Here is a 26,384-nt window from a genome sequence, read left to right as displayed (position 1 = left end):
AGTGTAAAAAGTTTCGCCATGTTTTGCTTTGAAAGCCTAAAAATAGGGATTCCTTGCCGATGGTGCACGGGCGCAGGACAAAGAACCCCCTTAAGGTTTGTTGGTAGATGTGTTTATTCTTTGTCTCTTTTGTTTTTATCGTTTGTAGCGTTTTTTTCTTCGCGGCAATGCTCTAGGTCTTCCTGTAAACGGGCAATGCGCATCTCATAGACTTCTTCGCGCAGTACAAAGGCAGTAATATCCATTGCCATCTGCACGATGCGCTCTACTTTGCCTGCCTCGTTTTTTACTGGTATGTACGTCGATATCAGATAAATAGGCTCGCCATAGCGGGTGATGCGCTTGTATTGCCCGTGCTGACTGATGCCTTTGCGCAAGTTGCGCCAGAGGTTGAGGTATTCTATTGAATTTTGTGTTTCGGCATCGACCAGTTTATTGTGGTGCATATGTAGCAGCTCTTCTTTTTCGTATTGAAAAAGGTTGCAGAAGGTCTGGTTGGCTTCGAGTATGTTGCCTTCAATATCCATTTCTATTTTGGCAATGGCGCTGCTGTCGATGGCTGCTTCTTTGGCTTCGAGTTCTTCTTGTTTTTCTTTGATGGCTTGTTGGGCTTGGGTCAGCTCTTCGAGGCGACGTTGCAGCTCCCTGTCTTTTTCTATGATGGTGCGGTTGGTTTCTTTTAGCTCTTGCTCTTGCAATACCTTTTCGGTGATGTTGCGGGCAAACATGGACACACCAGCGGGCTTGTCGTCTTTGCTTTTGATGGGGTTAAAGGTATATTCCCAGTATTCAGTAGTGCCTGCCGGGGTTTGTATGGGTTCCGTCTCCGAAAAACGCTCACCCAGCAGCGCACGGTCAAAGTATTCTTTAAACTTCTCGCTTTGTTCTACGGTCAACATGTTGATGACGTTGGCGCCGTTGCTGAGGTGTACGCCGTTTTGCTCAAAGAACCAGTCTTTGGCTGCTTTGTTAAATATAGTAATGGTGTACTTGTCATCAATAGCCACGATAAGGTCTTGGGTGTTGTTGATGAGTGAGCTGAGCAACTCCTCTTTTCGCTGCGCCTCACTAACAATGACTTGCAGTTGCTTCTGGCTGCGCTCCATCTCTTCTTGGGTGGCTTGCAGCTCTTCGAGGTTCTGTCGCATTTCTTCTTCTTGGGCGCGCAGTTGCTCTGTGAGCTCCTGCTGTTCTTGCAGAAGCTTTTGTGTACGGGTGGTGTTTTTTACTGTAAAGAAAGTAGCAGCAATACTTTGGGCTACCTTCTCAGCCAGGGCTATTTGCTCTTCGCTGAAGGGCGTGAGGCTTGCCAGCTCCAGCACACCAATGGTGATGTCGTTGGTTTTGAGTGGTACGATGAGTATGTTGCGAGCTTCTGTTTCGCCCCATCCAGAAGACAACAGCAGGTAGTTTTCTGGTATTTCCCGTAGGTTGACGGTGTCGCCTTCCAGATACACCTGCCCAACAAGCCCTTCGCCGGGGCGTACTTCTCGCTGCAAGCGCTTGTGCCGATTATAGGCATAGCAGGCAACCATTTCGAGCTTTTGTTGTTCGACAGGCAGGGTTTCGTCATTGAGTAGGAACATGCCGCCTTGGATGGCACCCAACTCATGCACCACTTCTGCCAGTAGGCGGGAAGCAAAATCTTCTATGTTTTCGAACTGCTGGCGCAATACCTCGTTGAAGTGGTTGAGGTGTTCGTTCATCCACTCTTCTTTTTGTTTGCGCTGGTTGGCTTCTTTAATGCTGTCGCGCATGTCGAGCAAGGCTTTTCCCAGTATGTCTTCATCACTGAGCGGGGTGAATGAGGCATCGAGATTTCCTTTTTCTATTTCTTGGGCAAAGCGGGAATAGCGATTGAAGCCCTGGATGAGTCGATTGGCAGAGTTGGCAATGGCGCCTATTTCATCGTTTTGATGAAAAGAGACGGACTCTGCCGGGCGTCCCAGGGCAAGGTCTGAAATTACATCTGCTAAGCGCTGAATGGGCTTGAGTATATTGTCGCGTACTAACAGGGAAATACCTACGGAGCCGATAATAAGAGCAAGCAAGAAACTAACACCTAAGGACCGTCGCAGGTCTTTTAGTGGGAGTTCTATGGCTTCGGCACGGTCTATGTAAGCCCCTATGACCAAGTTGTAGGGGTCGTAGTAGGAGAAGTAAAGCAGTTGTTCCATGCCGTTTTGTTCGCGGCTATAGCGCCCACGTTCTTTTTGCTGCACAAACTCCAGAAAGTTGAGGTCTTTCTCCTGTTTGCTTTCGGCATAAGGGTGAACGATATACTCGCCGTCGTAGGTCATTACAAAGGGGTAGCCTGTATTGAAGTATTGAATGCTTTTGAGCTCTTGGCGCAAGTAACTGAGGTCTTTTTCGGGAAGGGCTACTGCCAACATTCCTTTGACTTCGTCAAAGAGCACCAGCGGCTGGTAGTAGGCAATGTACCACTCATCGAAGCGCTTGACTCTGGTTAAGTAAGATTTGCCCTGTTCTATGTTCAGGGCTATGGGCGATTCCGATGGTAGGTAATAGCCCTCCATACGTTTGCCGTCGGGGGTGCGCTCGGTGGTGCTGATGCGGACAAAGCCGAGTTTGGTTTTTTGGTAAATAGATATTTCGGCACCAGTTAAGTTATGTATGCTGTCGACAATGGCAATACTTCCTTGCACTTGTTGCCCGCCAATTTCCCAACGCGGCAGGTTAACAAGCGTTTTGGCTTGGGTTTGTTCGTTGGTGAGTGCCAGTGGTAAAGTTTCTTTCAGTTCCTGGAAGCGTCCTGCTTGTTGCATATGGAAGCGAAATACATCCATGCTTCGTTTTACGATTTCTTCGCGATAGCGAAATTCAAGCTTTACCAAGCGGCTGAGGTCATCCAGATGCTGATACATCTCGGCATCGGTGCGCTGTTCATAATAGCCCTGCTGATATTCATAGATATACACCGCCAGCCCCAAGAAAATAATCAACAGGGTGGATATGGTGAACAGCACAAATTTGGTATTAAGGCTAAGATTGGCAAAAAAGCGTTTCATGGGCTTTAGAGATATTAAGCTTCATGGTAAAACTAATGATTTTTTGTAAGAAATGGTAATGCCTTAATAGAATGAAAAAGCATCAAGAGGGGAAGGGGGGAAACTCATCGAGCGCTTCCACATTTTGTGTTTCTGTATTTACTGAAAAGAGATAAACTTCTTCGCCATTGGTAATTGCCCAATAGGGGGCTTTGAGCAGGGCATTATAACGTAAGACTTGCATCAGCGTATAGCGAGAAAGCGTAATGGTATGGCGCTTACATTCTACCACAAGGAACGGCTGCCCTTGACGGTCATATACCACCAGGTCGGCGCGCCACTTGCCCACGCTTTGCTCTACGGCGATGAGAGCGGCAGGGTAGTGTTGTTCTTCTATGAGCCAGCGTATGAATTGCTGACGTACCCACTCTTCGGGTAGTAAGCGCACCCACTTTTTGCGTATGGTATCGAAGATAAAAAGGGCACCTTTTGCACCTTTGCGAATGCGGTGCTGGTACTGCGGAATGCTCGTCTGCATTTGGCTTGCTTAGTTGTATTGCCTTTTGCCAAAAATGGCGCTACCAATGCGCACCATCGTAGAGCCTTCCTCTACGGCTATGGGATAGTCGCCACTCATCCCCATCGAGAGCTCTTGCATTTTTACGTTTTCCCGCTCGCAGCTTTTGTGCTCGTCGAAGAACTGTTTGAGTGTTCTGAACTCGCGCCGTATTTGCTCTTGGTCGTCGGTGAAGGTAGCCATGCCCATCAGACCCAACACACGCAAGTGGGGCAGTCCTTCCCAAATAGAAGAAGAGAGCAGCGCGTGTGCTTCTTCATAGCTTAAGCCATATTTGCTCTCTTCTTGGGCTATGTGTATTTGCAGCAGACAGTCGATAACCCTTTGGTTTTGTGCTGCTCGTTTGTTGATTTCCTGTAATAAGGCTTCGCTGTCCACCGAGTGGATGAGGTGCACGAAGGGGGCAATGTACTTTACTTTGTTGCGCTGAAGATGTCCAATCAAGTGCCAGCGGATGTCTTTGGGTAGGGCTTCGTATTTGGGCAGCATCTCTTGCACTTTGTTTTCTCCAAAATCACGGCAACCAGCTTCATAAGCTTGCATAATGACCTCGGGCGGATAGGTCTTGCTTACTGCAATTAAACGCACATGCTCACCTAACTCCCTTTTGATTTTATCTATTGTGTTTTTCATAGTTTTAATCTTCAAAACTCCCTTAATTGTTGTATTTTACAAATAAATGCGTATTTTGTTCGTGTAATCTGTGTTAGGAACAAAGGAAAAATTTAACTTTGCATAGTTAAACAAAGAGGAGGTAATTATGGCTATTTTAGGTACATTGCTCAAGCAGGGTATAAAGTTACGAAAAAGCATAGAGCAAGAGAAACATGCGCCCTTTGCTTTGCAAAAGCGTGAGCTTTTGAAGTTGCTGTCGGCTGCCCGGCATACTGCTTTTGGCTTGCGCTACAACTTCGAAGACCTGATTCGCCAGATTCAACACCAGCCGCGTGAAAGCCGCGACTTCTATGAGTCATACAAAGAGCAGGTACCTGTATTTGATTACAACAAAATGTATAAAGAGTGGTGGCATCGTACCAAAGAAGGGGAGAAAGATGTGGCTTGGCGGGGATACGTCAAATACTTTGCGCTGAGCTCCGGCACTTCGGAAGCCTCTTCTAAGTACATTCCCGTTACCAAAGAAATGATTAAAGCCATTCAGCGTACTAGTATAAGGCAAATATTGACGCTTTCGGATTATCCCAACCTGCCTGCCAAGCTCTTCGAAACGGGTATGCTTATGCTGGGTGGCAGCACTCACCTTAACCATCGAGGCACCTACTTCGAAGGCGACCTGAGTGGCATCACCGCCAGTCAGATACCTTTTTGGTTTCAGCATTTTTATAAACCGGGCAAGCGCATTGCCAAACACACCGATTGGAACCAAAAGTTGGACGAAATCGCCGAAAAAGCGCCTAAATGGGACATTGGCTTTATTGTAGGTGTGCCGGCTTGGATTCAGATTTTGCTCGAAAAAATTATTGCCCGCTACAATCTATCTCATATCCATGAAATATGGCCCAACTTACATATTTATGTGCACGGAGGGGTGTCGTTTGAGCCTTACAAAAAAGGCTTTGAGAAGTTGCTGGGCAAGTCACTGATTTATATCGAAACCTATTTGGCATCGGAAGGCTTTATTGCTTATCAATCGCGTCCTGGCGGCGATTTGAAGATGGTGCTCAATAACGGGCTTTTCTTCGAGTTTGTACCTTTCGATGATAAAAACTTCACCCCCGACGGACAAATCATAGATAAGCCTCAGGCGTATATGATTGATGAAATAGAAGAAGGAAAAGATTATGCACTACTGCTTTCTACCTGTGCCGGGGCGTGGCGCTACTTAATTGGCGATGTGGTGCGTCTGGTAGACCGAGAGCGCTCCGAAATTATCATCACTGGGCGAACCAAGCATTTCTTGAGTCTTTGCGGCGAGCACCTTTCGGTGGATAATATGAATAAAGCCATAGAGCTTGTGTCCGAAGAGCTGAACATACGGGTGAAAGAGTTTACCGTAGCCGGCGTGCCTCACGGTTCTCTGTTTGCACACCGCTGGTACGTAGGCACCGACGACCCCGTAGACGCCCATTTGCTGAAAGAGCGCCTCGATGAACACCTCAAGGTGCTCAACGACGACTACCGTGTGGAGCGAAGCGCTGCCTTGAAAGAAATCTATGTGCACGTATTACCCAATGAAGTGTTTTATGACTTTATGCGTATGAAAGGAAAAGAGGGAGGGCAACACAAATTCCCTCGCGTCATCAAAGGGGCGCTGCTCGAAGAATGGGAAAATTTTGTACAAGCGCGAGTCAGTCAATAGATTTAAACCAATTCAAAAATATACATACACCATTCGCAGAGACTATGGCAAAAGTCCTGATTGTTGACGACGAACAAATGATTAGAGAAGCGCTGCGCGACGCTTTGGAGTTTGAAGGTTATGAGGTAGAGGAGGCTGCCAACGGCGTAGAAGCGCTCGATAAAATAGAAAAAGAAGATTTTGATGTCGTGCTCTGCGACATCAAAATGCCCAAAATGGATGGCATGGAATTGCTCGAAAAAGCCATGGGTTTGGGCAAAGACACTCAGTTTATCATGATTTCGGCGCACGGAAGTATAGACACAGCCGTAGAGGCAACCAAAAAAGGCGCTTTTGATTTTATTACCAAGCCACCGGATTTGGCGCGCCTGTTGGTAAGTGTGCGCAATGCCATCGACAAAACCAACTTGGTGCAAGAAACCAAGGTCTTGAAGAAGAAAATAAGCAAGAAATATCAAATCATCGGAGAGTCGCCGGCTATTAAGCGGGTGCTCGAGGATATTGACAAGGTGGCGCCTACCGATGCCCGGGTGCTCATCACGGGACCTAATGGGGTGGGCAAAGAGTTGGTTTGTCGCCAAATTCATGAAAAGAGCCAACGTGCCAAAGGTCCTTTTGTGGAGGTAAACTGCGCGGCTATTCCCAGTGAGCTGATAGAGAGCGAGCTGTTTGGGCATGAAAAGGGCGCCTTTACTTCTGCTATCAAGCAGCGTATAGGCAAATTCGAACAAGCCAACGGAGGAACGCTTTTCCTCGATGAAATCGGAGACATGAGCTTGTCGGCGCAAGCCAAAGTATTGCGTGCCTTGCAAGAGCAGGTGATTACGCGTGTAGGGGGCGACAAGCAAATAAAAGTGGATGTGCGCGTGATTGCTGCTACCAACAAGGACTTGCGTGAAGAAATTAAAAAAGGCAATTTTCGCGAAGACCTTTACCATCGCCTGAGTGTCATAGTCATTCACGTGCCCAGCTTGGATGAAAGAAAAGAAGACATTCCTTTGCTTGTAGAGCACTTTCTACTGTCTATTGCCGATGAGTACGGAACCAAGAAAAAAGAAATAGAGCCAGAAGCGGTGAAGCTGCTGCAGTCGCGCAGTTGGTCAGGCAACATACGCGAGTTGCGCAATGTAGTAGAGCGTTTGGTGATTATGGCTGCTGGCGACACCATCACCGCCAGTGATGTACAGCGCTACGGCATGAACTGAATGGTAATACTAAAAACAGCACCATACGAACAGCGGCGGAGCTTGATTGCCCCGCCGCTGCTTTTTTTGTTTACTCATTGCCTACGCCTTGTCCTATTGTTGAACGATGAGCTTCTCTATGCGTGGATTACTGCCTCGTTCTTTTATTTCGACTAAATAAACGCCCGATGCAAGCCCTTGCAGTGTCAGGTGGCATTTCTCGCCATTGCTTAGCTGTTGTTGTATGAGCTGCCCATTGCTGCTGCGCAAGTTGATTTCTGCGCCGGGACTTACTCCCTGCACTGTTATCCACGAAGTGGCAGGGTTAGGATAAATCTGTATAGTTGGGGTGGTTTCATTCCACCAAACAGCAATGACCGCAGAGTGCTCGTTTTGTTCACTGCCCCGGATAAACAGACGATAGTAGTTGTAGCCTGCTTGTGGGTGGGTGTCTATATAGCGACTTTTACCCAGATGGGCAGGCATTTCGGCTATTGGACTGAAGTGCAGCGCATCACTGGAGCGCTCTATGTATATCACTTCTTTGGGAATGCCGTCAAGTGTCCATGTCAGCTCAATGCCTTCGGCTGTAGCCTCGCCCGTGAATTGAGTCAATTGTACAGGCAAGGGGGCAAAGGCAGAAGTAAGCGCAAAGTCGGAAAAAGAACTGATACCAGTAACCCATATTTTCTTGGGGTCAGGCAGGTAGTTCTTTTGGCTTTGCAGGGGACCAGTACCGGCAAAGAAAGGTACCCAAACCCCCGCATCGTGTTTGGTAAGAATAGCTGTAGTACTTGGATTGGCGATGGTACCGGTCTCGTGTGGTCCAAAGCTGATTTGAATGGTATATAAACCAGAGAAGCTGCCGTTCTTGGGGGCTACGTGCCAATAGCCATCGCTATATTCTGCGCCGGGTATGGGATTGGGTGGAGTTTCGCCCGAATAGTATTGCACCCACATCTCGGTAGGTAAAGTAGTACCACTCCAAGTGATGCGCGCTACTTCTTTCTGTGCCCAATAGAAAACGGTAGTACTGCCGTTGCTAATGCTGCCACTTTGAATATAAGCATTGGGTGGGGCAACAGCCAAGTTCATATCAAACTCATCGGCACCGATATCGGTAGTTCCCGTAGTTACGGAAGTGGAGCGAAGGTTCCCGTCCAAGTCAGTAATCACTCCTGGGTGGTTGATTTGCGTACCTTTGCCATTTACAAACCATGCGCTTTCATGGTTGGGGTTGATGTGTAAGTCACCGTTATCGGGGTCGATAAACAGGTCGGCAGGGTCGGGAACATAGGAGGTAAGTGCCGAGCCGCTGCCGCGTTCTGCCCAGCTGTAGGCGTCTTTGCCTGTTTCGTTGCGCCAAGTGCTCATTTGTGTGAAAACATAGGGGAAGGTATAGCCATTATTGTCTAAATAACCCAGGGTCAGCGCTCCGAAGTTGGGGTCCTTAGCCAAATAAACGTTAAAATCGGTATTCACCGAAGCTACATCGGCAGCGTTGAATATGCTTAGTGCTACGTTGATGCCGCTGGAACCGCCGGTAGTAGTGCGAGCATTGAAGAACAGGTTGTTGTATGCTTCAAAATTGTTTTGGATGAAAATGGCAGCATGAGTTCGGTTGTTGGCTGAGCCGTTGGAATTGCCTTGCACTAAAAGGCTGTTGTTCCAGAGTCGCAGCCTTGCCGGTGTGTTGGCATAAAAGCCCAAAATACGGTAATTGCGCGTAACATTTTGCCCTATGCTAATCATGTTGTTTGCTAAAGTCCACTCATCAGAGGCGTTGTTGTTGTTCACACCCATGGCCATTATTATGGAAGAAAGGTCGCTGCTGTTCATCCATAGATTGTATATCTTGTTGCGAGCCACGTAGGAGTCACTGCCACCTTTACCAAGCATCAAGCCCACTGTACATAACTGAGCCGAGGGGTGGTAGTTGTAAAGATTGTATATTTCATTGTCTATGATGGCTTGCCCGGTGCCGGCTGTGTTATAAATTCCAAATAGCTGCACATTGACATTGGTGCCGGTGGTGGGGTCAGTAAAGCTGAAGAAACCACCATCGTTGTATGCACGGATGTCATGGATGCGGTTGCCGATGAATGTGTTGGTACCGTAGTAGCAATAAATGCCTCCATTGGTAGAGCCTGTGCTACTAGTGCTGCCGTTGCCATAAGAAGTCATGTTGGCAATGACGTTGTAGTTGTAGGTATTATTGCCCCATGCATCGGCATAGATTCCGTCCACAAATGTATCTTCGGTAGTGAAGTTCGGCATTCCTGTTTTGATATTGTTCGCTGTGGTTTCGCTACCAATCAGATTGTAGTTTACGTTTTTATTTCCGCTGCCGTCCACATCAATACCTACAAAGTTAGAGCCATTAGTCGTGCCTACTCCATATGCCCATATGCCACCGATTTTGTTGTTTTCTATAATGCAATTCCCGTTGAAGTGGGCATAAATTCCCTTTGTCATACTTTGGTCACTGCTACCTCCATTGACCGTTATAATTACATCATTGGTGGTACTGCTGCCTATGATGTTGTTTCGAATAATGGCAGAGTAATTATCGTCGAAATTGTCATTAGAGGTGTAATGCCCCACGACAATAGCACACCATATGCCTATTTCATTGCCACCAGCAGCGTTGTTCTCACTTGAGGTGGTTTCAAAATAAAAGTTGGAGATGGTGTTGCTTTCTATGAGGTGAGTGCCTACGTTGTCAAGGTCGCGCATCTCTATGGCGCGATAGAGCAATTTACTATTGGTAGTAGTCATTTGATAGGTTCCCATGCCATTGCCGCTGGAAAAACCGATAACATTGTTACTTACTGTATAGCTGCCGCCACCTTGCAGGTAGATGCCGCGATGTGTATCATTGGAAGAGTAGTCGCGTGAGGAAGTTTGGTAAATACGGTTATTTAAGATTTGGTTGCCGTAACTCAAGTTCGGAGAAGCAGCGCTAAAGTTGAAGCGTATGCCGGCAGTGGGCTTGTTGGGAGAGTAGAAGTTGTAGATGTAGTTGTGTTGGATTTTGTTGTTGCGCACTTTGCCGTTAGCGTCGGTGGCTATTGCTACAATGCCATTTGTAGGAAAATAGCTTGGAGCATGATAGACCGCGTTGTATTCTATGATGTTGTTTTGTATAGCGTTGCTGTTATTGGCAAGCAAAGTTATTACGCCTCTGTCTATATGTGATTGCCCAGCCCGGAAGTTGCAGTAGCGTACTATATTGTTGGAAGCACCATTGGTGAATAATAAGGCGTAATCATAAGTTCCACCGAAATTGTGAGAAAAGATTAAGCCTCGTCCTCCATTGTACTGCCCATCGATGGTGACGTTTTGGCAACCGTTTAAGGTCAGCAATGGACCATTAAAACTGGCAGCAATGGTGCGTACCCCACCCTGTGGACGTATGGTGATGGAGATGTAATTGGCGCTTCCATTGCCAGAAGCATTGATGCTAATCCCCGCTGTTTCGGTGGTATTGCCTGTGATTTGAATGTTGATATTACCCTTGTGTGTGCCAGCGTTGATGGCATCGATGGCTGCCTTTAAGGTTGTATAAGACCCATTGCTCGTCCCTGCTGTTGCTGTTACACTTACTTGTGCATGTAATGATATGTTGAATAAAGTAATTAAAATAAGCGTATTTATGTGTTTCATAAGCACCTGTTTTTAAAGCTATGTTTTTGCAAATATAAGAAAAACAGTATTTTAATCCAATTTTTTTAAAATCAAATTTGTGATGAATGTGTTTTCAATTCATGTTATTCTTATCATTAAAAAGAAAAAAAGTAGTAGCAAATGTTTTTTATATAAATCTTTGTTTCTTGCATTAGGTAACCTGAGATTGAGTAAAATTATGGGAGTGCGCAAGAGTGGTACACTATAAAAGTCATTTATTTGGTTATATTGTCCAAGTTTTCAATAAAAAGAATAGAGCCTATGAATGCAGCGCATTTACATCTTGTAGTGAACCACCTGCCTATAGCAGGCATGTTTTTTGGTAGTCTGGTTCTTCTCACTTCCCTGTTTCTTCGGAAGAAGGAGGTAGCGATGACCGGTTTGGGGCTGATGATACTGGCGGCGGTATTGGCTGTGCCGGCACTGTTGACAGGCGAAGGCGCCGAAGAGGTAGTAGAGAAGCTACCGGAAGTAAACCATCGCCTCATTCATGCCCATGAGGAAGCCGCCGAGACTGCTTTTTGGCTTGTAGAAATTGTGGGTCTCTTTGCCCTTTTTTCTTTTTGGTGGCTTTTGAAGAAAGATAACTATCCGTTTTATCTGTTACTTGCCAACACACTGATTGCCTTGGGAGCACTGTTTATGTTGGCGCAGGTGGGAAATAGCGGCGGCAAAATAAGACACCCTGAAATTGTTTATGGAGTAGGGTGCGGTTTTCGAGTGTCCGACTCTTGGGGAACAGGCATGCCTACCACCCACAAGTCTATGTAGCTGCCTTTCTCTACCCGATGGTAGTGTTTTTTGCCCTCTTTCCAATCATAGGGAAGAGGGTTTTGTTTTACCACCAAGCCTAAGGGCAGCTGGGGTTGGTCAAAAATGTATTCGATATTGCCCACGCGTAAGCCCAAAGCACGAAGCACGAACCGGGCTTCTTCTTCGCTTAAGCCCATGAGTTGGGGTACCTCTATGGTAGGCTCTGGTGATTCACTGACTACCATTACCAAGGTGTCGGTGATGGTAAATAGACTATGAGGACTTAGCTGCTTGCCCTGCTTGTCTTCAAGACTTATGATATTGTTGGGCGGAAGCTCCGTAGCGGGCGAGTATCGCAACTGGATGTGTTGAAAGCCGGCTTGTTGTAGGCGGCGCAAGCCATGTTCCACACTTAGTCCCCGGAGCTCTGGCAGGGGTAGCCGTGGGGGAGAGGGAGGCGATACCCGCAAGTATATTTTGCGTCCCGGTTTGGCAAGCTGTCCGTAAGAAGGGTATTGCTCCACAATGCTATTGAGTGGTTTACCTACTACAAATATTGTGTCTTGAATCACAGAGCGGAAGCCTGCATCTTGTAATCTTTGAATGCCTTTTTCCGGCGATAAGCCCACGATATTAGGAATACTGCGTAGCTGTCCTTGGCGGGTATAAAACGGCAAGGCAAGCAGAAAGAAAAAAAGCAGCAACAGCAGTGCCGTAAGCAAAGCTGCTACTGCATGAAGCCATACATATATTTTCTTGTCGGTAGGAATGCGAATATGGAAGCGTGGAGCCATGCTGGCAAAACTAAGGAGTGCTTTATTTCTTCCGATTACCGCCTTTCTTTATGAGTGAGTCGATAGGCTGCATTTCGTTCATCATGACGGAAATGGTGTCGTTGAATACCGAATACGTTGGGTTATTCGAAACCCATACGTCTATCATCTCACCTGGGCGTATTTTGTTGCGTGGCACTTTGCTTAGGTTCAAACTCTTGCTATGGCTTCCGTCTGCAAAAAGGCTGTCGCTGCGCACTTTAATGGGGCGATAAATAGGTTTGCCGTGTTTATCATAACCGGCAAGCTCATATTGCGACAAGTCAACAAATGCCGCTGGATTTTGTTTGAATATGCGTCGGTAGGGCGCTTGGGCATTTTCGTCATAGCGCACAATGCCCAAGCGCAGCGAACGCTCCTTCAATACAGTTTCTGCTTCTTCGAGGGTTAAGCCGGTGAGGTCGGGCACGTCAAATTCTTCTTCTCCAATGCCGCTGCCCACCACCAAGTCCACTTTGGTGCCCATTTTGATAGGAGTACCGGGCGGGACAGGCTTGCCGTCTATTTCTTGTTCAAGTACAATATCAATAGCTATGTCGGGCTCAAAGCGGATACGCCCCAGTTGTAACTGGCTACTTTTGAGCTTGGCAATGGCGGTGGGGTAAGAAATGCCCGTAAGCTTGGGCATCTCGGTCATCGGGGGCTCTTTGGGGCAAATGGTCAAATAGACCTTACGCCCAGGTTTTACCTGTGTGCCGGGCAAGGGGTATTGGCTTAAGATAGTACCCGGTTTGTAATCGGTGGAGAAGCTGCTGTCTTGAATGATGATTTCCACGGGCAGAGCATCAGAAATGGCAAGCACCGAGTCTATGGAGGCACCTGTCAGACGGGGTACCTCGGTTACTTCGTCTTGCCGTGCGATGTAGGGTATAAAGTAAAAGAAGAAAAGTACCAACAGCAGTATGAATGAAATGGCTGCCAGTAGCAAATGTATAACTACTTGCTTGACGGAATTGGTTTTTATCCAGAACTTCATGCGTGTTTTAGCTTTGTATTTTTTGATTTTTTCAGAGCATAGCTCAAAATCTTATCTATAAAATCATAAGGGGTATAGTGGTGCAAGGCTGCTTGGTGAAATATACAAGTGGCAGGCGTCATGCCGGGCAGTGAGTTGACTTCTACGATGATGGTTTCTACTTCCTCAGGAGAGTACACGCGCACGAAAGCATCGATACGGGCATAGCCCTCTACGTCCAGGATTTCAGCTACTTTTTGCAGCTGCTGTTTTACGATTTCGGTAATGCGTCGGTTCTCTTCTGGGTCTTCAGAGAAGCGTGCGGGGGTAATATTTTGTCCTTCACCTGCCAAGAATTTCTCTTCAAGCGACAACACTTCGCCCAGAGCGGGGGTTTCCGAAGGACTGAATACCTCATACTGCCGGTTGCCTTCAGCATCGATATGGGTAAGCAAGCCACCGGTGATTTCTAGAAAACGGCGTGCACCACGGGCTGTGATGAGCTCTTCTATAAGGAAGGAATCACGGGGCGGGAAGGGGGCGCCCGGTTTCAAGCCTAAACGCTGCATAAGCATCGGGTCCAGCGTTTCTTCTGCGCGGAACGATGCTTCGATATATGCCAGCAGCTCTTCTCGGTTTTTTACTTTCTTTACTGCCGAGCTGCAGCCATCGTCGGTGGGCTTAGCTATGAAAGGATAGGCAAAAGTTGCCTCAATGGCTTCAATTAGCTTTTGTCCTTCTTGTTCCCACTCTTTTTTGTGTACCAAACGATGCTCTGCTACTGCTATGCCGTGTTTTTTCAGTATTTCGTTGGTTTCGTATTTGTTGATGGTGATTTGAGAGCTTGCCACCCCCGAGCCGTTGTAGGGGATACTATACTTTTCCAGCTCGGCTTGCAGAGAACCGTCTTCGCCGGGGCGTCCGTGTAAGGCAATGAAAACCACGTCCACCATCTCAGGCAGCTCTTCGAAATGGACGGCTTGGGGTTCAAAGAAAGCATCGGGGGCATAGTGAGCAGTGAGACCTTGTGCTTCTTGCTTTATCTTTTCTATGATAGGGTGCTTTTTGTACTGCTCTATCTTTTCTTTGATGTCGTCGGCGTTGTCTTTTAGCATCAAATGGATGGGCAGGCGATACAACTGCCAATGCTTGGCATTGCCGGTCAAGAAAAGCGGAATAGGAGAGTATTTAGTCGAAGCCGATAGCTTTTCATAGACATTGCGCCCACTTTCTACTGAAATATGTCTTTCAGAAGAATAGCCGCCCATGATGACCCCCACGCGTATAGTGTCTTGTTTCTGTTTGTGTAGCTTGTCTTTCAGGGCATGCAGGCGTTCAAGTAGTTGCAGGCTTTTGAAATGCAGGTTGGGTTGCGAGGCACGCACCTGCAGCGAACGTTCAATGATATAAGTAAGGAAACGACTGGGGTCGAAGCCGATTTCGGCTGCTTGATGGAAGAAGAAAGAAGAAGGCATCATGCCCGAAGTAGTGTTGGGGTCGTTGAGATAAATCTTACCTTGCGGGGTTATGAAACCGTCGATGCGGGCATACACTTCGCCTTCCATAGCTTCGTACAACGACACGCAGGCTTCTCTGATGGCTTCTATTTGTGCCTCGGGTAGTTCGATAGGGGTTATTTTACGGCTGATGCCGGGAAGGTATTTGGCACGATAATCAAATACTTCATTTTGTTTGATGATTTGCGTGGGCGGCAGCGCTATAGGTTTGCCATTTAGGTCTTCTATTACGATGCACGAAAATTCTTGCCCTTCGATGAAAGCCTCTATGAGTACTTCCGTTTCCGTGTTTTGCAGTGCGTAGAGTGTTACTTCCCCGCTGGTGTGTCGGTCAAGCCACTCACGCAATTGATGCGGATGATAGAGCGTAGTCTGTTCGTCTTGGTATTCCACAAGCATGGGGAAGCCCAGCCCTTCACGGATGTCTATCCATTCGATGATTTGTGTACGTTGCTGTTCTGCATTCAGGCGGTGCCAGTGTTCCAGTGCAAGGCGTCGGATAAAGAAAGCTTTATCCAGGGCTTTTTTCCAGTCATCGAGGGAAGGGTTACGCAACACACTCACACCTATCGAGGACCCTTGATGTGCCGATTTTATCACTAGGCGATTGCCCAGAGTATGCAGGCAGTCGTGCAGTAATTGTTGTAGTGCCGTGCTGTCCATACGCAGATAGTCGCTGCGATGAAGCAGCTGGTAAGCTGGGCGCTCGAAGCCCATCTTTTGAAACAGGCGTTGTTGGGTGGCTTTGTCTATGCCGATGGCTGAAGGCAAGATGCCCGAGCCTGTATAGGGGATGCCATGCCATTCCAGCAAACCCTGAATAGTGCCGTCTTCACCATAGGAGCCATGCAGGGTTAAGAAAGCTACATCGAAAAGTTCGGAGAAGTCGGCAGGACTAATCGGGCGTCCTACCTCGGCGGCAATTTGCTCGATTGTTGCGCGGGGCATATGCCCAAGCGACTCTATATAAATTTGAAAGTCTTTGGGTTGATATTGTGCAGGAGGGTAAAAATCGCGGATGGTGCCTTTGTACAAGTACTCCCATTCCAGGAGTATGAATCTGCCCAAGCTGTCCACAAAGATGGGAATAGCTTCAAAAAGCGACTTATCCAAGTTGTCATAGACGGTGCGCCCGCCGGCAAACGCTACCTCACGCTCACGTGAGTTGCCACCAAGAAATATCCCGATTCGTATCATGAAATGAAAACTATAGGTTTCGCAGACTAATTAGTTGCTCAAAAATAAGAATTCCGCTTTAATTGCGAAGCCAATGCCACAGAGGAGGCTCTTTTTGCAAAAGAAAATGCGATTTGCTCAAAGTCAATTGGAAAAAATCCAAATAGAATTGCATATATTTGAACACTTTACTATAATTAAACTGCGACTATTCAAAAACAGTAAAAATAGATTGCAATGGGAAAGTTTAGTTTTTTTAATCACTACCAGGACCTGTCAAGCAAAGAAATATTGGTATCGTATAAAGGTCCAATGTCCGACGTGATTATATACGAGATAAGTAAGGAGTTAAAAAACAAATTGGCACAAGACCCCAAATCCGGTAAAAAAGTATATTCTATATTCATGGAGTTGGCACAGAATATCTTTTTTTATTCTTCTGAAGTCAGTAAAATTGGGGATAAAGAGTACCGGGTAGGCACCATTGTGATTACCGAAGATGAGGAATTCTATACCTTGATGGCAGGTAACTTGGTTGAAAAAAAATGGATACCTACCTTGTGGGACAAATGCGAGTTGATTAACACACTTGACAGGGAAGCACTGCGCCGCTTGAAATTTGAACAGCGCATCAACCCCAACGAAGATGAGCGAAGCAAAGGGGCAGGTATCGGGCTCATTCAAATAGCCTTAACTTCGGCACAGCCTATATCGGTAGAGTTTCGTGATGTGGACGACAAGCTTTCGTTTTTTGCGCTGGCTGTGAATGTGAAGAAAAACCTTTAACAATTTTAGGATATAGAAAATAAAGCGAGCATATGGAAAACTTAGAGATTGAAGGCGTAAAAAGTACCTATTTTACCCCACACGTTAAGTTTGATGCCTCCACTGGAAAGTGCCTGATTGAAGGAGAATCGTACTTGGAAGATACTTGGGAGTTTTATCGCCCTATTTTGGATTGGTTGAAGAAATACACCGAAGAAAAGAGAGGACCTATCGATTTTACTTTTAACCTTACTTATTACAATACCAGTTCTTCCAAGTGTTTTTTGGACATCGTGCGCATCTTGAAGGAATATCAAGATGCAGGTGGAGATGTGAAAATCACTTGGTACTATCCCGAAGATGACGAAGACATTCGTGAAGAAGCCGAGGACTACGAAAACTTTTTGGGGATTCAAATAAACATCATTCCGGTGGAAGAATAAGAAAAAAGGGTGAGCTACTCACCCTTTTTATTTTTTTGCCACGACAAACAAGTCCAGCGCTTGCTTGCTGTCTTTTACCAACAAATAATCATCCAGTGTGATGTTGCGGGTGCTCTCCTCCTGCTGCATTAACCTGTTGCGGTTCATGCGATTCAGTATTTCGTAGGGGATACGCAGCATCCATGATGGAAGGCGATATTCGAGCTTCAGCAAGTCCCATTGCTTCCATTTAGCTACTGAAACGGCATTGGCTTGTTGGTAGCGCTCTACTTTTTCATTGCCGGCTACGCCTCGCATATCTACCTCTTTGAAAAAAGGCAGCAACAGGGCAACGAGTTCTTCGGCGGTATATTCGCGCACATGCCAAGGGTTGCGTGTAAGCGAGCGCAGACGGTTGGGCGTGGTGAGCATAAGCATGCCGCCCGGTTTCAATACCCTGTGCAGTTCTTTTACAAACAACTTGTCGTCGGCGATGTGCTCTATCACCTGAAAGCTGAGCACATAATCAAAGGCATTGTCGGGTATTTGTGTGAGGGGGGGCACTCGCCCGCTGATAAAGGTAGCTTGAGGATATTGCTCCCGTAGGCTTTCGAGCAGTCGGCGGTTTTTGTCTATTGCTTGATATTCCGACACCTTGGGCAGGAGGAAAGGGATGCCTCTGCCTATACCACAACCTACCTCAAGCAACTTTCCTCCTTGTAAGAAACTGGCAGCCGCCTTGTAGGCAAACAAGAGGCGGTAATGTAAGGGAGCGTCTGAGGTCAGGTGTCCTGAGGTGATTTCCGTAGTGCTAAACAATAAGTTCATGACGGTAACCCAAAAACTTTCGAAAAACAAAGTTAGCAAAAGTTATGCTTACCTTTGGGCGGGTTTGTGTAAACTTATCGATACAAATTTTGTAATTTGCTGCCATAGCATCTTGCAGAATCTTTGTTTGGGTCTATGCAATGGCAGACTGTATATCAAACGCCGTACCCGCACAGAGCTGGTATCGTGCAGCAAATCCTGCTTGAACGGGGCATTCAATCCGTTATTTTAGACAAAAAAGACTCAATGTATGGCTTGTGGGGCGAGCTGGAAGTCCAGGTTCACCCTATGGATGTAATTCGTGCACTAAAAATCGTTCGATATGAAATCAGCTTCGAGCAATCCGACGAAGAAAGCCTCTAATCTGAAATTGCGTATAGTTTCGGGTGTAATAGGCGGTGCGTTGCTGTTGGGCAGTGTGTGGTGGGGGGGCGAAAGTTTTGTGTTGTTGTTTTCGCTTATTGCCCTGCTTTCGGCGCATGAGTTGTTGAAGCTGGCACAGACACACATCAAACACCCAGCTAAAAACTTCGGTGTGTTGTCGGCGGCGGTCATTTTGTTGTTGCATGGGCTGCATTTGATAGGCATATGGCAAACGTGGGCATGGCTGTGGGCAGTGGTTTTTTTATTCTTTTTCCTATGTATTGCTCTGCTTTATGACCGTCATCAAGGGCAGCCTTTGGAAGTGATGGCACTGCACTGCGCCGTTTGGTTTTATGTACTTTTGCCCTTTATGCTCTATATGCGCTCCGCTTATTTGTTTGGTAGTTTTTACCAATACTATGTAGCCCTTGGCTTCTTGTTGTTGCTATGGGCAAACGACACAGGAGCTTACTTTGTGGGCAAGGCTTTGGGCAAAAACAAGTTGTTTCCTCGCATATCCCCCGGCAAAACATGGGAAGGCGCCATCGGGGGTGCCGTGCTTTCCATGTTTGTGGCATTGTGGCTTTCTTCCGTTTTCAAGTCGCTAAGTGTAGAGCAATGGGTAGGTATGTCGTTTCTTATCACTCTTGGAGGGATTTACGGCGACTTGACGGAATCCATGATTAAGCGCAGCTTAGGCGTGAAAGACTCTGGCACGTTGATACCCGGGCATGGCGGTCTTCTTGACCGTTTTGATGGTTTGCTACTGGCATCGCCCTTAGTAGCCGCATGGCTTTTTTGGACCACACAGGTGAGTACTTAATTGCGTATATCCAAGCCCCAATTGAGCTTGGTGCGCAGTGTCTCCATAAAACTGTGCTCTTTCATTTGTACCAAGCGGGCGCAAAACTGCTCCCGGCTGATGGCTATCTGCACCGATGAGTCGATGATTTCGGAGCGGGAATCGAGCGATGCTAAAAAGTAGCGGTTTCTGCCTTCCACCTGCAATGAAATGACGCTTTGGTCTGAGATGATTAAAGGGCGTACACTCAAATTGTGTGGACTGACCGGCGTGACGATGAAATTTTTTGACCGTGGAAACACAATGGGTCCTCCACAACTGAGCGAATAACCTGTAGAGCCGGTAGGAGTAGAGATAATCAAACCGTCTGCCCAGTAGGAGTTCAGATATTCCCCATCTACATAGGCATGCACAATAATCATGGAAGCTGTATCGCGCTTGGTTACGGTGAATTCATTCAGGGCAAAGTTTAAATCACCAAACAAATTACAGTTGGAATCAAGGTGAATAAGCGAGCGGTCATCGAAGTGATAGTAGCCCTTATAGAGGTTGTGCACGGCATCTTCGAGTTCGTGTGGGGCAATGGTTGCCAAAAAACCTAACCGCCCCGTATTGATACCTACAATAGGGATTTGACGGGCACCCACATGCGTAACAGATTCCAGCATGGTGCCATCGCCCCCTACACTGAAAAAGAAATCTACTTCGGGCAGGTCGCTATGATTGGTGTAGTAGAGCTGTTGGTCGTAGTCTTGCAGTTCGTGTTTTTGCACCAAGCGGGCAAAGTCGTTAGAGAAAAAAATCTTGGCATGGTATTGATGGGTAAGCAAATGTAGCATCCGTTCAATATACGAGCGCACCTCTGTGCGAAAATTATGACCGTGAATAGCAATGACCATAAAGCGTGGATTGAAATTTTTTTCAAAAAGTTTTGGTAAGTTTACAACAAAGCTGTTATCTTTGCAACAGCAAAACGCAATCGGGATGTGGCGCAGTTGGTAGCGCACTAGCATGGGGTGCTAGGGGTCGCTGGTTCGAGTCCAGTCATCCCGACAGCAAAAACATGAAGGCGGCTTTCAACAAAGGGTCGCCTTCTCCTGTTTATCGGGATGTAGCGCAGATGGTAGCGCACCACGTTCGGGACGTGGGGGTCGCTGGTTCGAGTCCAGTCATCCCGACTACGCAAAAGGCAACTACCATTCGAGTTGCCTTTTGCTTTTTTTGAATATGTGATGGCAGGCAGCTGACAGCTTTGAGCCGGCGTAGACTTTTTCGATACTCAATCTTTGACTGAACCCATAGGCTGCCCACGCCGCTACGATGGGGGGTGCCCGTATGCCTGAAAATTCGCACTTCCTTCGATATTTATTTTTGAAATCAACGGCAGTATAACCGACAGCCCTCCATCTATCAGCGGATTATGACTGCTGAGATACGCACGCTTTTGAGAGCCGTGCTCACCCCCTCGCTGTTATGGCATTGGAGCACTTTATAGCAAAATCAGAGATTGCAATCGAATACGGGAAGCTTGCAACACTTATTGATTTGGCACATACAGTGAGCGGTACCATGCCAGCGACAATGCCAAACCTTCTTCGAGATAGTGCTCCGGTTCGTAGCCAAGCAATTGCCGGGCAGCACTGATGTCGGCAAGGCTGTGGCGCACATCGCCCGGGCGGGGCGCCGTATACCGTGCCTGTGCCGAGGTGCCTGTGAGGCGGGCAATGTGCTGCCAAATTTCCTGCACGGTGTATTGCCTGCCACAAGCCACATTATACACCCTGTTAACAGCCGCTTTGTCTTCACACAAGGCAGCCAGTAGGTTGGCTTTCACTGCGTTGCTTACAAAGGTGAAATCGCGTGATTGCTGCCCGTCGCCATGAATGGTGGGCATTTCTTTGAGCAGTGCCGCTTTCATGAAAAGAGGAATCACCGCAGCGTAAGGACCTTCCGGGTTTTGACGAGGACCAAACACATTGAAATAGCGCAGCCCTATGTATTCCAAGCCGTAGGTTTTTGCAAATACTTCGGCATATTGTTCGTTGATAAGCTTGGTCAGGGCATAGGGGGAAAGGGGCTTCCCGATGACTTCTTCTTGCTTGGGCAAGTGCGGGCTGTCGCCATATACCGAAGAAGAAGAGGCAAACACAAAACGGCGTACGCCTTTTTCTTTGGCAGCATAAAGCATATTTAAGAAGCCATCTACGTTGGTGGCATGACTCTGCAAGGGATGGGTGATGCTACGGGGCACAGAGCCCAAAGCGGCTTGATGCAGTACAAAATCTACCCCTTCGCATGCTTGCATGCAGGTGTTGAGGTCGCAGATGTCGCCTTCTATCCATTCCACACCGGGCATACGAAGAAAGGGTTCTATGTTATCGAGCTTTCCGGTACAGAGGTTGTCTATGATGCGCACCAAGCCAGCACCGTGTACGCATAAATACTCTACAAGGTGGGAGCCGATAAAGCCGGCACCGCCTGTAATCAGAAAGCGTTTGTTTTTCAATGTGCCTGAATGAAAAGCCTTTGTATAAAGACTATGGCTCATTTTATTGGCGGTTTTCGTACTGTATGCGGTAATATTCGCGGTAAGCCCCGCTGCTTACCCTTTCGAGCCATTCTTCGTTGGCTAAGTACCAGTCGATGGTTTGGCTGAGCCCTTCTTCGAAGCGCACGGAGGGCGTCCATCCCAGTTCTTTTTGTATCTTACTTGCGTCGATGGCGTAGCGCAAATCGTGTCCGGCGCGGTCTTTTACAAAGGTAATCAACTGTTCGGCGCTGCCTTCGGGGCGTCCCAGCTTTTGGTCCATCAGACGACAGATGAGCCGCACTACATCTATATTTTTCCACTCGTTGTGCCCACCAATATTATAGGTTTCACCTGTTTTGCCTTGGTGATACACCAAGTCGATGGCACGTGCATGGTCCACCACATACAACCAGTCGCGTATGTTTTCGCCTTTGCCATATATGGGAATAGGACGCTTGTTTTTGATATTCAGGATGCAGAGAGGTATGAGTTTTTCGGGGAACTGGTTGGGACCGTAATTGTTGGAGCAGTTGGAAAGCACCACCGGCAGCCCATAGGTATTGTGGTAGGCACGCACGAAGTGGTCCGACGACGCCTTCGAAGCCGAATAGGGGGAACGTGGGTCGTAAGGGGTATTTTCGGTGAAAAACTCGTTTGTATTTTCAAGCGAGCCATATACTTCGTCGGTAGATACGTGGTAGAAGCGTTTTCGTTCGTAGTCTTCTTTCCACACATGCCGTGCGGCATTGAGCAAGTTTACCGTGCCCACTACATTGGTCATGACGAAATCGATGGGGTTGAGGATGGAGCGGTCCACGTGCGACTCGGCAGCCAGATGAATCACCCCGTCGAAAGCGTATTTTTGAAAAAGAGCATGCAGAAAGTTGGCATCTACAATATCCCCCTTCACAAAAGTGTAATTGGGCATTCCCTCTATGTCTTTCAGGTTTTCAAGATTGCCGGCGTAAGTCAGCTTATCGAGGTTTACGATATGATAGTGCGGATATTTTTTTACAAAGAGGCGCACCACGTGCGAGCCGATGAAACCGGCACCTCCAGTAATCAATATGGTTTTGTTTTCCATTTTTTGCTTGTATTGCTTAGGTTGAACCCTGTAAAAATAAAAAAGAAAGGGGAGAACCCCCTTCGTTTTTTCTATATTATGAATTGGTTTCAGCCTTTTGCATCTTTTCCAAGATGCCTTTTTCTTTCAACGCCACTTGCCATTGCCATGCATCGCGCAGGGCTTGGTCGAGGCTGCGGCTTGCTTTCCAGCCCAGCAGTTGGCACGCTTTGTCGGCTTTGGCATAAATTTGTTCTACATCACCCGGGCGTCGTGGAGCAAACTTATAAGGCAGTTTGATGCGGTTGACCCGCTCGAATGTTTGTACTACTTCTAATACGGAATGTCCTTTGCCCGTGCCTATGTTTACGTAGTCGTAAAGCGAAGGGGCATCTTGCCGTAGCAGGTAGTCCAGTGCTTTGACATGCGCCTCTGCCAAGTCCATTACATGAATGAAGTCTCGGATGCAGGTGCCGTCTGGGGTATTGTAGTCTTTACCGAAGATAGAAAGTTCGGGGCGAATGCCCGCAGCCGTTTGGGTAATGTAGGGTACCAAGTTATTAGGAACGCCTATAGGTAGCTCGCCTATATGGGCACTTGGGTGCGCTCCTATGGGATTAAAATAACGCAAGGCAAGTACTTTGATGGGTATGCCTGCCTGTACGCTGTCGCGGATGATTTCTTCGCTCACCTGTTTGGTGTTGCCATAAGGAGACTGTGCCGGCAGTATGGGTGCCGATTCATCGACGGGCAACTGCTCGGGTTGTCCATATACAGTGCAGGACGAAGAAAAAACCAAGTGTGCCACTTTGTATTGTTGCATGAGCTCAAGCAGCACAATCAACGATAAAAGATTGTTGTGATAGTATTTCAAGGGGTAGGCAACTGACTCGCCCACAGCCTTGTAGGCGGCAAAGTGGATGACGCCCACTATTTTTTCCTTGTCGAACAGCTGCTGCATGAATGCCCGGTCGTTGCAATCACCTTCATAGAAGCGAGGCATAACGCCGCTGATTGAACAGATGCCGTCCAATACAAAGGCAAAGGAATTGCTCAGGTTATCTACAATGACCACTTCGTAGCCGGCTTCTTGTAGCGCCACCACTGTGTGAGAGCCAATAAAGCCCAAGCCGCCGGTAACCAATATTGTTTTTTGCATAAAACTGTGGGTTGTGTTTTGATTGCATCTGTCTTTAGCAAACAAAGTGCCTAAGCATAAGTGAATTCACCATGAGGCGAGCGAATGGTGAGTTTTTTCCCTGAAGCTGAAGGTTCTACACGTCCGATGATTTGTGCCTCTACATCAAAACTGTGTGCTGCCTCGATGACCACTTGCGCATAATCTTCGGGCAGATATACTTCCATCCGGTGCCCCATATTAAACACTTGATACATTTCTTGCCATGCCATGCCGGTTTGTTCCTGTATGATACGGAATAAGAGCGGGGTGTCGAACAAGTGGTCTTTGATTATATGTACATCTTCCACAAAATGCAGCACTTTGGTTTGACCGCCACCGCTGCAGTGCACCATGCCGTGAATATGAGGACGAATTTTGTCAAATACCTTTTTGAGTATGGGGGCGTAGGTGCGTGTGGGCGAGAGGACAAACTTGCCCATGGGTATTTGCTGCCCGGCTATGTCGATGGTATCGGTGAGCCGATATTTGCCACTGTACACCAGTTGGTCAGGGATTGCCGGGTCATAGGTTTCGGGGTATTTGCGTCCTACACTCTGATGAAAGACCTCATGACGGGCAGCCGTGAGTCCGTTGCTTCCCATACCACTGTTGTAGGCATCTTCGTAAGTAGCCTGCCCGAAGCTTGCTAAGCCTACAATTACATCGCCGGCTTGAATGCGGCTGTTGTCGATGACTTCGCTGCGTTTCATGCGGGCAATTACGGTGCTGTCCACAATGATGGTACGCACCAAGTCGCCTACGTCGGCTGTTTCGCCGCCGGTAGTGTACATTTCAATGCCATACTGCCGCATCTTTTCCACGAAACGCTCGGTGCCGTTGATGATGGCAGCAACGACCTCGCCCGGTATCAAGTTTTTATTTCTGCCTATAGTGGATGACACAAGTATATGGTTGGTAGCACCTACACATAACAAATCGTCGAGGTTCATCACCAGCGCATCTTGAGCTATGCCTTCCCATACAGATAAATCACCTGTTTCGCGCCAATAGACATAAGCCAAGGCTGACTTGGTGCCGGCACCGTCGGCGTGCATGATGAGGCAATAATCCTTGTCATGGCTGAGGTGGTCAGCTATGATTTTGCAGAATGCTTTGGGAAAAAGCCCTTTGTCTATCTTTTCAATGGCTTTGTGCACATCTTCTTTGGAGGCAGACACCCCCCGTTGGTCGTATTTGCTCATGACTTTTGGAAAGTTCTGTGCTTTGTCTATTTTGAGGCTGCAAATTACGAAAAAGCCATGAAAAGCCTGGATGCCTCTGCCTCTTTGTGGTTGGAAAAAAGAGGGGCAGCTTTTGCCTTGTTGCTTTGGTTTGTCTTGCTGTGGCTTTTCTTTGACGGCTTTTATTTTTACGACGACATCTACTATGTGCGCAAGGCGGTGGAGCTGCTACAAGGCAAGCTACATTTGCATTATCTCATGGACCACCGTGTGGGATTGTATGTACCGGTGGCATTTTTTATTGCTTTGGGTGGCATCCACGAGTGGACTGCCTTGGCATACCCTGTGATATGTGTGCTTTTGCTTTGTGTGTTGTTGTGGCGTTACGATAGTTGGGGATGGGTGGCAGTGCTCTTTTTGATTACTGACTACTACGTATTTTACTTTGCGGCAAAACTCTATCCCGACACTGTGCTGATGCTGTGGGTGAGTGTGGTATGTATGGCATTGGAAAGAAGGTCGGGCGGCAGCAAGCCGGCTTTAACTATGGTAGGGGCGCTTTTTATAGCTTTTCTTACCAAAGAAACTGTCATTTGGCTTTTGCCGGCTTTGTTGTGGATTTTGGCTCAAGACTTGCTCCGGAGGCAACACCTGCTTTTTTGGCGCTATGCCTGTCTATTGGGTGGAGTGCTCTTAGCGCTTTACTTCGGTGGGAGCATGGGGAGGGCTGCTGTGGGCTGCCTCTCTGTGGTGTTTTTATGGGGGAAATTATCCCTTGGCGACGCTCTACTTTTTAGAAGGGGGAGTACTTTGTTTGGGCGCCTTTTATGAGCCTTTGCGTCGTTTCGCATTGCCAGCACTGGTGGCATTGGGCTTTGTTCATCCGGCGTATGCAGCTTATAAAACGCAAACGCAGGGGACTTATAAAGACGAGAAGTATTTATTGCAAAAATACTTCTCAAAAGCAGGAAATGAGCACTGTATTATGACGGACAACCGGTTGGCTACGGGGGGAGCTTTTTACTTTGCTTTCCAGCAAGATGCCCCACGTCTGCAGGATTTGCTGCTTGCCGACAGCACTGCCACACAAGACTGTGCTACAGTGTGGCTGCTTAAAAACGAGCAGGCATGGCATGAGTATGCTCTTTTGGGAGCTGATTATGCTGCAGCTTTCGAGCCGCAGGCTTGGCAGCTGGTGGAGTGCCGAGGGCGCGTTTGTTTGTACCGCAAGCGCCCCTAAGTT

Annotated in this window: 22 protein-coding genes and 2 tRNA genes; 11 read left to right on the top strand and 13 right to left on the bottom strand. The window is 47.4% G+C overall.

Annotated features, from left to right (window positions below; translation table 11 throughout):
- Window positions 1-113 precede the first annotated feature (113 nt).
- From FHS56_RS04275 to FHS56_RS04265, 3 genes are all read right to left on the bottom strand, one after another.
- On the bottom strand, window positions 114-3,029 hold the full coding sequence (locus FHS56_RS04275; RefSeq protein WP_166918619.1) for a Cache 3/Cache 2 fusion domain-containing protein: 2,916 nt from the start codon (window positions 3,027-3,029) through the stop codon (window positions 114-116).
- Between the two features lie 82 nt (window positions 3,030-3,111).
- Window positions 3,112-3,546 (bottom strand): type I restriction enzyme HsdR N-terminal domain-containing protein, encoded by a 435-nt coding sequence (locus tag FHS56_RS04270; protein ID WP_166918618.1) that lies wholly within the window; start codon window positions 3,544-3,546, stop codon window positions 3,112-3,114.
- 9 nt (window positions 3,547-3,555) lie between these two features.
- Entirely contained in the window at window positions 3,556-4,218 is a 663-nt protein-coding gene (locus FHS56_RS04265) for a YggS family pyridoxal phosphate-dependent enzyme (RefSeq protein ID WP_166918617.1), read from the bottom strand.
- Window positions 4,219-4,345: 127 nt separating this feature from the next.
- On the opposite strand from FHS56_RS04265, the gene FHS56_RS04260 reads away from it, so the two are divergent.
- The gene (locus tag FHS56_RS04260) at window positions 4,346-5,902 is read left to right on the top strand and encodes a GH3 family domain-containing protein (protein ID WP_166918616.1); all 1,557 of its coding nucleotides are present in this window, start codon (window positions 4,346-4,348) and stop codon (window positions 5,900-5,902) included.
- A 44-nt stretch (window positions 5,903-5,946) separates the two neighbouring features.
- Window positions 5,947-7,107: a sigma-54-dependent transcriptional regulator gene (locus tag FHS56_RS04255; protein ID WP_166918615.1), complete on the top strand. Its 1,161-nt coding sequence runs from the start codon at window positions 5,947-5,949 to the stop codon at window positions 7,105-7,107.
- A gap of 93 nt (window positions 7,108-7,200) precedes the next feature.
- On the opposite strand, the gene FHS56_RS04250 is transcribed toward FHS56_RS04255, so the two are convergent.
- The gene (locus tag FHS56_RS04250; RefSeq protein WP_166918614.1) at window positions 7,201-10,752 is read right to left on the bottom strand and encodes a T9SS type A sorting domain-containing protein; all 3,552 of its coding nucleotides are present in this window, start codon (window positions 10,750-10,752) and stop codon (window positions 7,201-7,203) included.
- 282 nt (window positions 10,753-11,034) lie between these two features.
- Between FHS56_RS04250 and FHS56_RS04245 the strand changes: the two genes are divergently transcribed.
- A complete protein-coding gene (locus tag FHS56_RS04245; RefSeq protein WP_166918613.1) occupies window positions 11,035-11,544 on the top strand; it encodes a hypothetical protein in 510 nt (169 codons plus the stop codon).
- On the opposite strand, the gene FHS56_RS04240 is transcribed toward FHS56_RS04245, so the two are convergent.
- Genes FHS56_RS04240 through FHS56_RS04230 form a run of 3 tightly spaced genes read right to left on the bottom strand, consistent with a single transcriptional unit; the run spans window position 11,469 to window position 16,028 of the window.
- Window positions 11,469-12,320: a PASTA domain-containing protein gene (locus FHS56_RS04240; RefSeq protein ID WP_166918612.1), complete on the bottom strand. Its 852-nt coding sequence runs from the start codon at window positions 12,318-12,320 to the stop codon at window positions 11,469-11,471. The two genes, FHS56_RS04245 and FHS56_RS04240, sit on opposite strands and share 76 nt — an antisense overlap.
- Before the next feature lie 22 nt (window positions 12,321-12,342).
- On the bottom strand, window positions 12,343-13,335 hold the full coding sequence (locus FHS56_RS04235; protein WP_166918611.1) for a PASTA domain-containing protein: 993 nt from the start codon (window positions 13,333-13,335) through the stop codon (window positions 12,343-12,345).
- A complete protein-coding gene (locus FHS56_RS04230; protein ID WP_166918610.1) occupies window positions 13,332-16,028 on the bottom strand; it encodes a D-alanine--D-alanine ligase family protein in 2,697 nt (898 codons plus the stop codon). Before FHS56_RS04230 ends, FHS56_RS04235 begins: the two co-directional genes overlap by 4 nt.
- Before the next feature lie 216 nt (window positions 16,029-16,244).
- Here FHS56_RS04230 and FHS56_RS04225 point away from each other — a divergent pair, with 216 nt between their 5' ends.
- Window positions 16,245-16,793, top strand: coding sequence for a SiaB family protein kinase (locus FHS56_RS04225; protein ID WP_166918609.1), 549 nt, complete (start codon window positions 16,245-16,247; stop codon window positions 16,791-16,793).
- Window positions 16,794-16,825: 32 nt separating this feature from the next.
- Entirely contained in the window at window positions 16,826-17,215 is a 390-nt protein-coding gene (locus tag FHS56_RS04220) for a DUF1987 domain-containing protein (protein WP_166918608.1), read from the top strand.
- 27 nt (window positions 17,216-17,242) lie between these two features.
- Here FHS56_RS04220 and FHS56_RS04215 read toward each other — a convergent pair whose 3' ends face one another.
- The gene (locus FHS56_RS04215) at window positions 17,243-18,022 is read right to left on the bottom strand and encodes a class I SAM-dependent methyltransferase (protein WP_317165653.1); all 780 of its coding nucleotides are present in this window, start codon (window positions 18,020-18,022) and stop codon (window positions 17,243-17,245) included.
- A gap of 135 nt (window positions 18,023-18,157) precedes the next feature.
- Between FHS56_RS04215 and FHS56_RS04210 the strand changes: the two genes are divergently transcribed.
- Together FHS56_RS04210 and FHS56_RS04205 are read left to right on the top strand one after the other, a co-directional pair.
- Window positions 18,158-18,385 (top strand): putative signal transducing protein, encoded by a 228-nt coding sequence (locus FHS56_RS04210; protein ID WP_166918607.1) that lies wholly within the window; start codon window positions 18,158-18,160, stop codon window positions 18,383-18,385.
- Entirely contained in the window at window positions 18,345-19,208 is an 864-nt protein-coding gene (locus tag FHS56_RS04205) for a phosphatidate cytidylyltransferase (RefSeq protein WP_166918606.1), read from the top strand. The genes FHS56_RS04210 and FHS56_RS04205 overlap by 41 nt, the downstream gene beginning before the upstream one ends.
- Here the strand turns inward: FHS56_RS04205 and FHS56_RS04200 are convergent.
- On the bottom strand, window positions 19,205-20,086 hold the full coding sequence (locus FHS56_RS04200) for an NAD kinase (RefSeq protein ID WP_166918605.1): 882 nt from the start codon (window positions 20,084-20,086) through the stop codon (window positions 19,205-19,207). The two genes, FHS56_RS04205 and FHS56_RS04200, sit on opposite strands and share 4 nt — an antisense overlap.
- Before the next feature lie 81 nt (window positions 20,087-20,167).
- Here FHS56_RS04200 and FHS56_RS04195 point away from each other — a divergent pair.
- A tRNA-Pro gene (locus FHS56_RS04195) sits at window positions 20,168-20,240 on the top strand.
- A gap of 52 nt (window positions 20,241-20,292) precedes the next feature.
- Window positions 20,293-20,365: transfer RNA gene (locus FHS56_RS04190), tRNA-Pro, on the top strand.
- Between the two features lie 359 nt (window positions 20,366-20,724).
- On the opposite strand, the gene FHS56_RS04185 is transcribed toward FHS56_RS04190, so the two are convergent.
- From FHS56_RS04185 to FHS56_RS04170, 4 genes are all read right to left on the bottom strand, one after another.
- Window positions 20,725-21,735 carry an SDR family oxidoreductase gene (locus FHS56_RS04185; protein WP_166918604.1) on the bottom strand — a complete coding sequence of 337 codons (1,011 nt, stop codon included), beginning with the start codon at window positions 21,733-21,735 and terminating at the stop codon, window positions 20,725-20,727.
- A 1-nt stretch (window position 21,736) separates the two neighbouring features.
- Complete coding sequence (gene rfbB / locus FHS56_RS04180) at window positions 21,737-22,801, bottom strand: dTDP-glucose 4,6-dehydratase (RefSeq protein WP_166918603.1); 1,065 nt, start codon at window positions 22,799-22,801, stop codon at window positions 21,737-21,739.
- A gap of 76 nt (window positions 22,802-22,877) precedes the next feature.
- Complete coding sequence (gene galE / locus FHS56_RS04175) at window positions 22,878-23,939, bottom strand: UDP-glucose 4-epimerase GalE (protein ID WP_166918602.1); 1,062 nt, start codon at window positions 23,937-23,939, stop codon at window positions 22,878-22,880.
- 50 nt (window positions 23,940-23,989) lie between these two features.
- Window positions 23,990-25,162: an AIR synthase related protein gene (locus FHS56_RS04170; protein WP_166918601.1), complete on the bottom strand. Its 1,173-nt coding sequence runs from the start codon at window positions 25,160-25,162 to the stop codon at window positions 23,990-23,992.
- 57 nt (window positions 25,163-25,219) lie between these two features.
- Between FHS56_RS04170 and FHS56_RS04165 the strand changes: the two genes are divergently transcribed.
- Both FHS56_RS04165 and FHS56_RS04160 read left to right on the top strand, forming a co-directional pair.
- Window positions 25,220-25,972 carry a hypothetical protein gene (locus FHS56_RS04165; protein WP_166918600.1) on the top strand — a complete coding sequence of 251 codons (753 nt, stop codon included), beginning with the start codon at window positions 25,220-25,222 and terminating at the stop codon, window positions 25,970-25,972.
- The gene (locus FHS56_RS04160) at window positions 25,917-26,381 is read left to right on the top strand and encodes a hypothetical protein (protein WP_166918599.1); all 465 of its coding nucleotides are present in this window, start codon (window positions 25,917-25,919) and stop codon (window positions 26,379-26,381) included. The genes FHS56_RS04165 and FHS56_RS04160 overlap by 56 nt, the downstream gene beginning before the upstream one ends.
- Window positions 26,382-26,384: the final 3 nt, after the last annotated feature.

Origin of the sequence: Thermonema lapsum, from assembly GCF_011761635.1 — a bacterium.
GTDB classification, from domain to species: domain Bacteria; phylum Bacteroidota; class Bacteroidia; order Cytophagales; family Thermonemataceae; genus Thermonema; species Thermonema lapsum.
Note: the sequence above shows the minus strand (reverse complement) of the source record. Positions and strands in the feature narration are given on the sequence as shown.

What these genes read in the sequence shown, in the direction of transcription:
- FHS56_RS04210 (WP_166918607.1), top strand. Translation starts at nt 18,158, where the DNA reads ATGCAATGGCAGACTGTATATCAAACGCCGTACCCGCACAGAGCTGGT.
- FHS56_RS04275 (WP_166918619.1), bottom strand. Translation starts at nt 3,029, where the DNA reads ATGAAACGCTTTTTTGCCAATCTTAGCCTTAATACCAAATTTGTGCTG.
- galE (WP_166918602.1), bottom strand. Translation starts at nt 23,939, where the DNA reads ATGCAAAAAACAATATTGGTTACCGGCGGCTTGGGCTTTATTGGCTCT.
- FHS56_RS04165 (WP_166918600.1), top strand. Translation starts at nt 25,220, where the DNA reads ATGAAAAGCCTGGATGCCTCTGCCTCTTTGTGGTTGGAAAAAAGAGGG.
- FHS56_RS04255 (WP_166918615.1), top strand. Translation starts at nt 5,947, where the DNA reads ATGGCAAAAGTCCTGATTGTTGACGACGAACAAATGATTAGAGAAGCG.
- FHS56_RS04265 (WP_166918617.1), bottom strand. Translation starts at nt 4,218, where the DNA reads ATGAAAAACACAATAGATAAAATCAAAAGGGAGTTAGGTGAGCATGTG.
- rfbB (WP_166918603.1), bottom strand. Translation starts at nt 22,801, where the DNA reads ATGGAAAACAAAACCATATTGATTACTGGAGGTGCCGGTTTCATCGGC.
- FHS56_RS04240 (WP_166918612.1), bottom strand. Translation starts at nt 12,320, where the DNA reads ATGGCTCCACGCTTCCATATTCGCATTCCTACCGACAAGAAAATATAT.
- FHS56_RS04185 (WP_166918604.1), bottom strand. Translation starts at nt 21,735, where the DNA reads ATGAGCCATAGTCTTTATACAAAGGCTTTTCATTCAGGCACATTGAAA.
- FHS56_RS04220 (WP_166918608.1), top strand. Translation starts at nt 16,826, where the DNA reads ATGGAAAACTTAGAGATTGAAGGCGTAAAAAGTACCTATTTTACCCCA.
- FHS56_RS04205 (WP_166918606.1), top strand. Translation starts at nt 18,345, where the DNA reads ATGAAATCAGCTTCGAGCAATCCGACGAAGAAAGCCTCTAATCTGAAA.
- FHS56_RS04215 (WP_317165653.1), bottom strand. Translation starts at nt 18,022, where the DNA reads ATGAACTTATTGTTTAGCACTACGGAAATCACCTCAGGACACCTGACC.
- FHS56_RS04245 (WP_166918613.1), top strand. Translation starts at nt 11,035, where the DNA reads ATGAATGCAGCGCATTTACATCTTGTAGTGAACCACCTGCCTATAGCA.
- FHS56_RS04250 (WP_166918614.1), bottom strand. Translation starts at nt 10,752, where the DNA reads ATGAAACACATAAATACGCTTATTTTAATTACTTTATTCAACATATCA.
- FHS56_RS04225 (WP_166918609.1), top strand. Translation starts at nt 16,245, where the DNA reads ATGGGAAAGTTTAGTTTTTTTAATCACTACCAGGACCTGTCAAGCAAA.
- FHS56_RS04200 (WP_166918605.1), bottom strand. Translation starts at nt 20,086, where the DNA reads ATGGTCATTGCTATTCACGGTCATAATTTTCGCACAGAGGTGCGCTCG.
- FHS56_RS04230 (WP_166918610.1), bottom strand. Translation starts at nt 16,028, where the DNA reads ATGATACGAATCGGGATATTTCTTGGTGGCAACTCACGTGAGCGTGAG.
- FHS56_RS04170 (WP_166918601.1), bottom strand. Translation starts at nt 25,162, where the DNA reads ATGAGCAAATACGACCAACGGGGGGTGTCTGCCTCCAAAGAAGATGTG.
- FHS56_RS04235 (WP_166918611.1), bottom strand. Translation starts at nt 13,335, where the DNA reads ATGAAGTTCTGGATAAAAACCAATTCCGTCAAGCAAGTAGTTATACAT.
- FHS56_RS04260 (WP_166918616.1), top strand. Translation starts at nt 4,346, where the DNA reads ATGGCTATTTTAGGTACATTGCTCAAGCAGGGTATAAAGTTACGAAAA.
- FHS56_RS04270 (WP_166918618.1), bottom strand. Translation starts at nt 3,546, where the DNA reads ATGCAGACGAGCATTCCGCAGTACCAGCACCGCATTCGCAAAGGTGCA.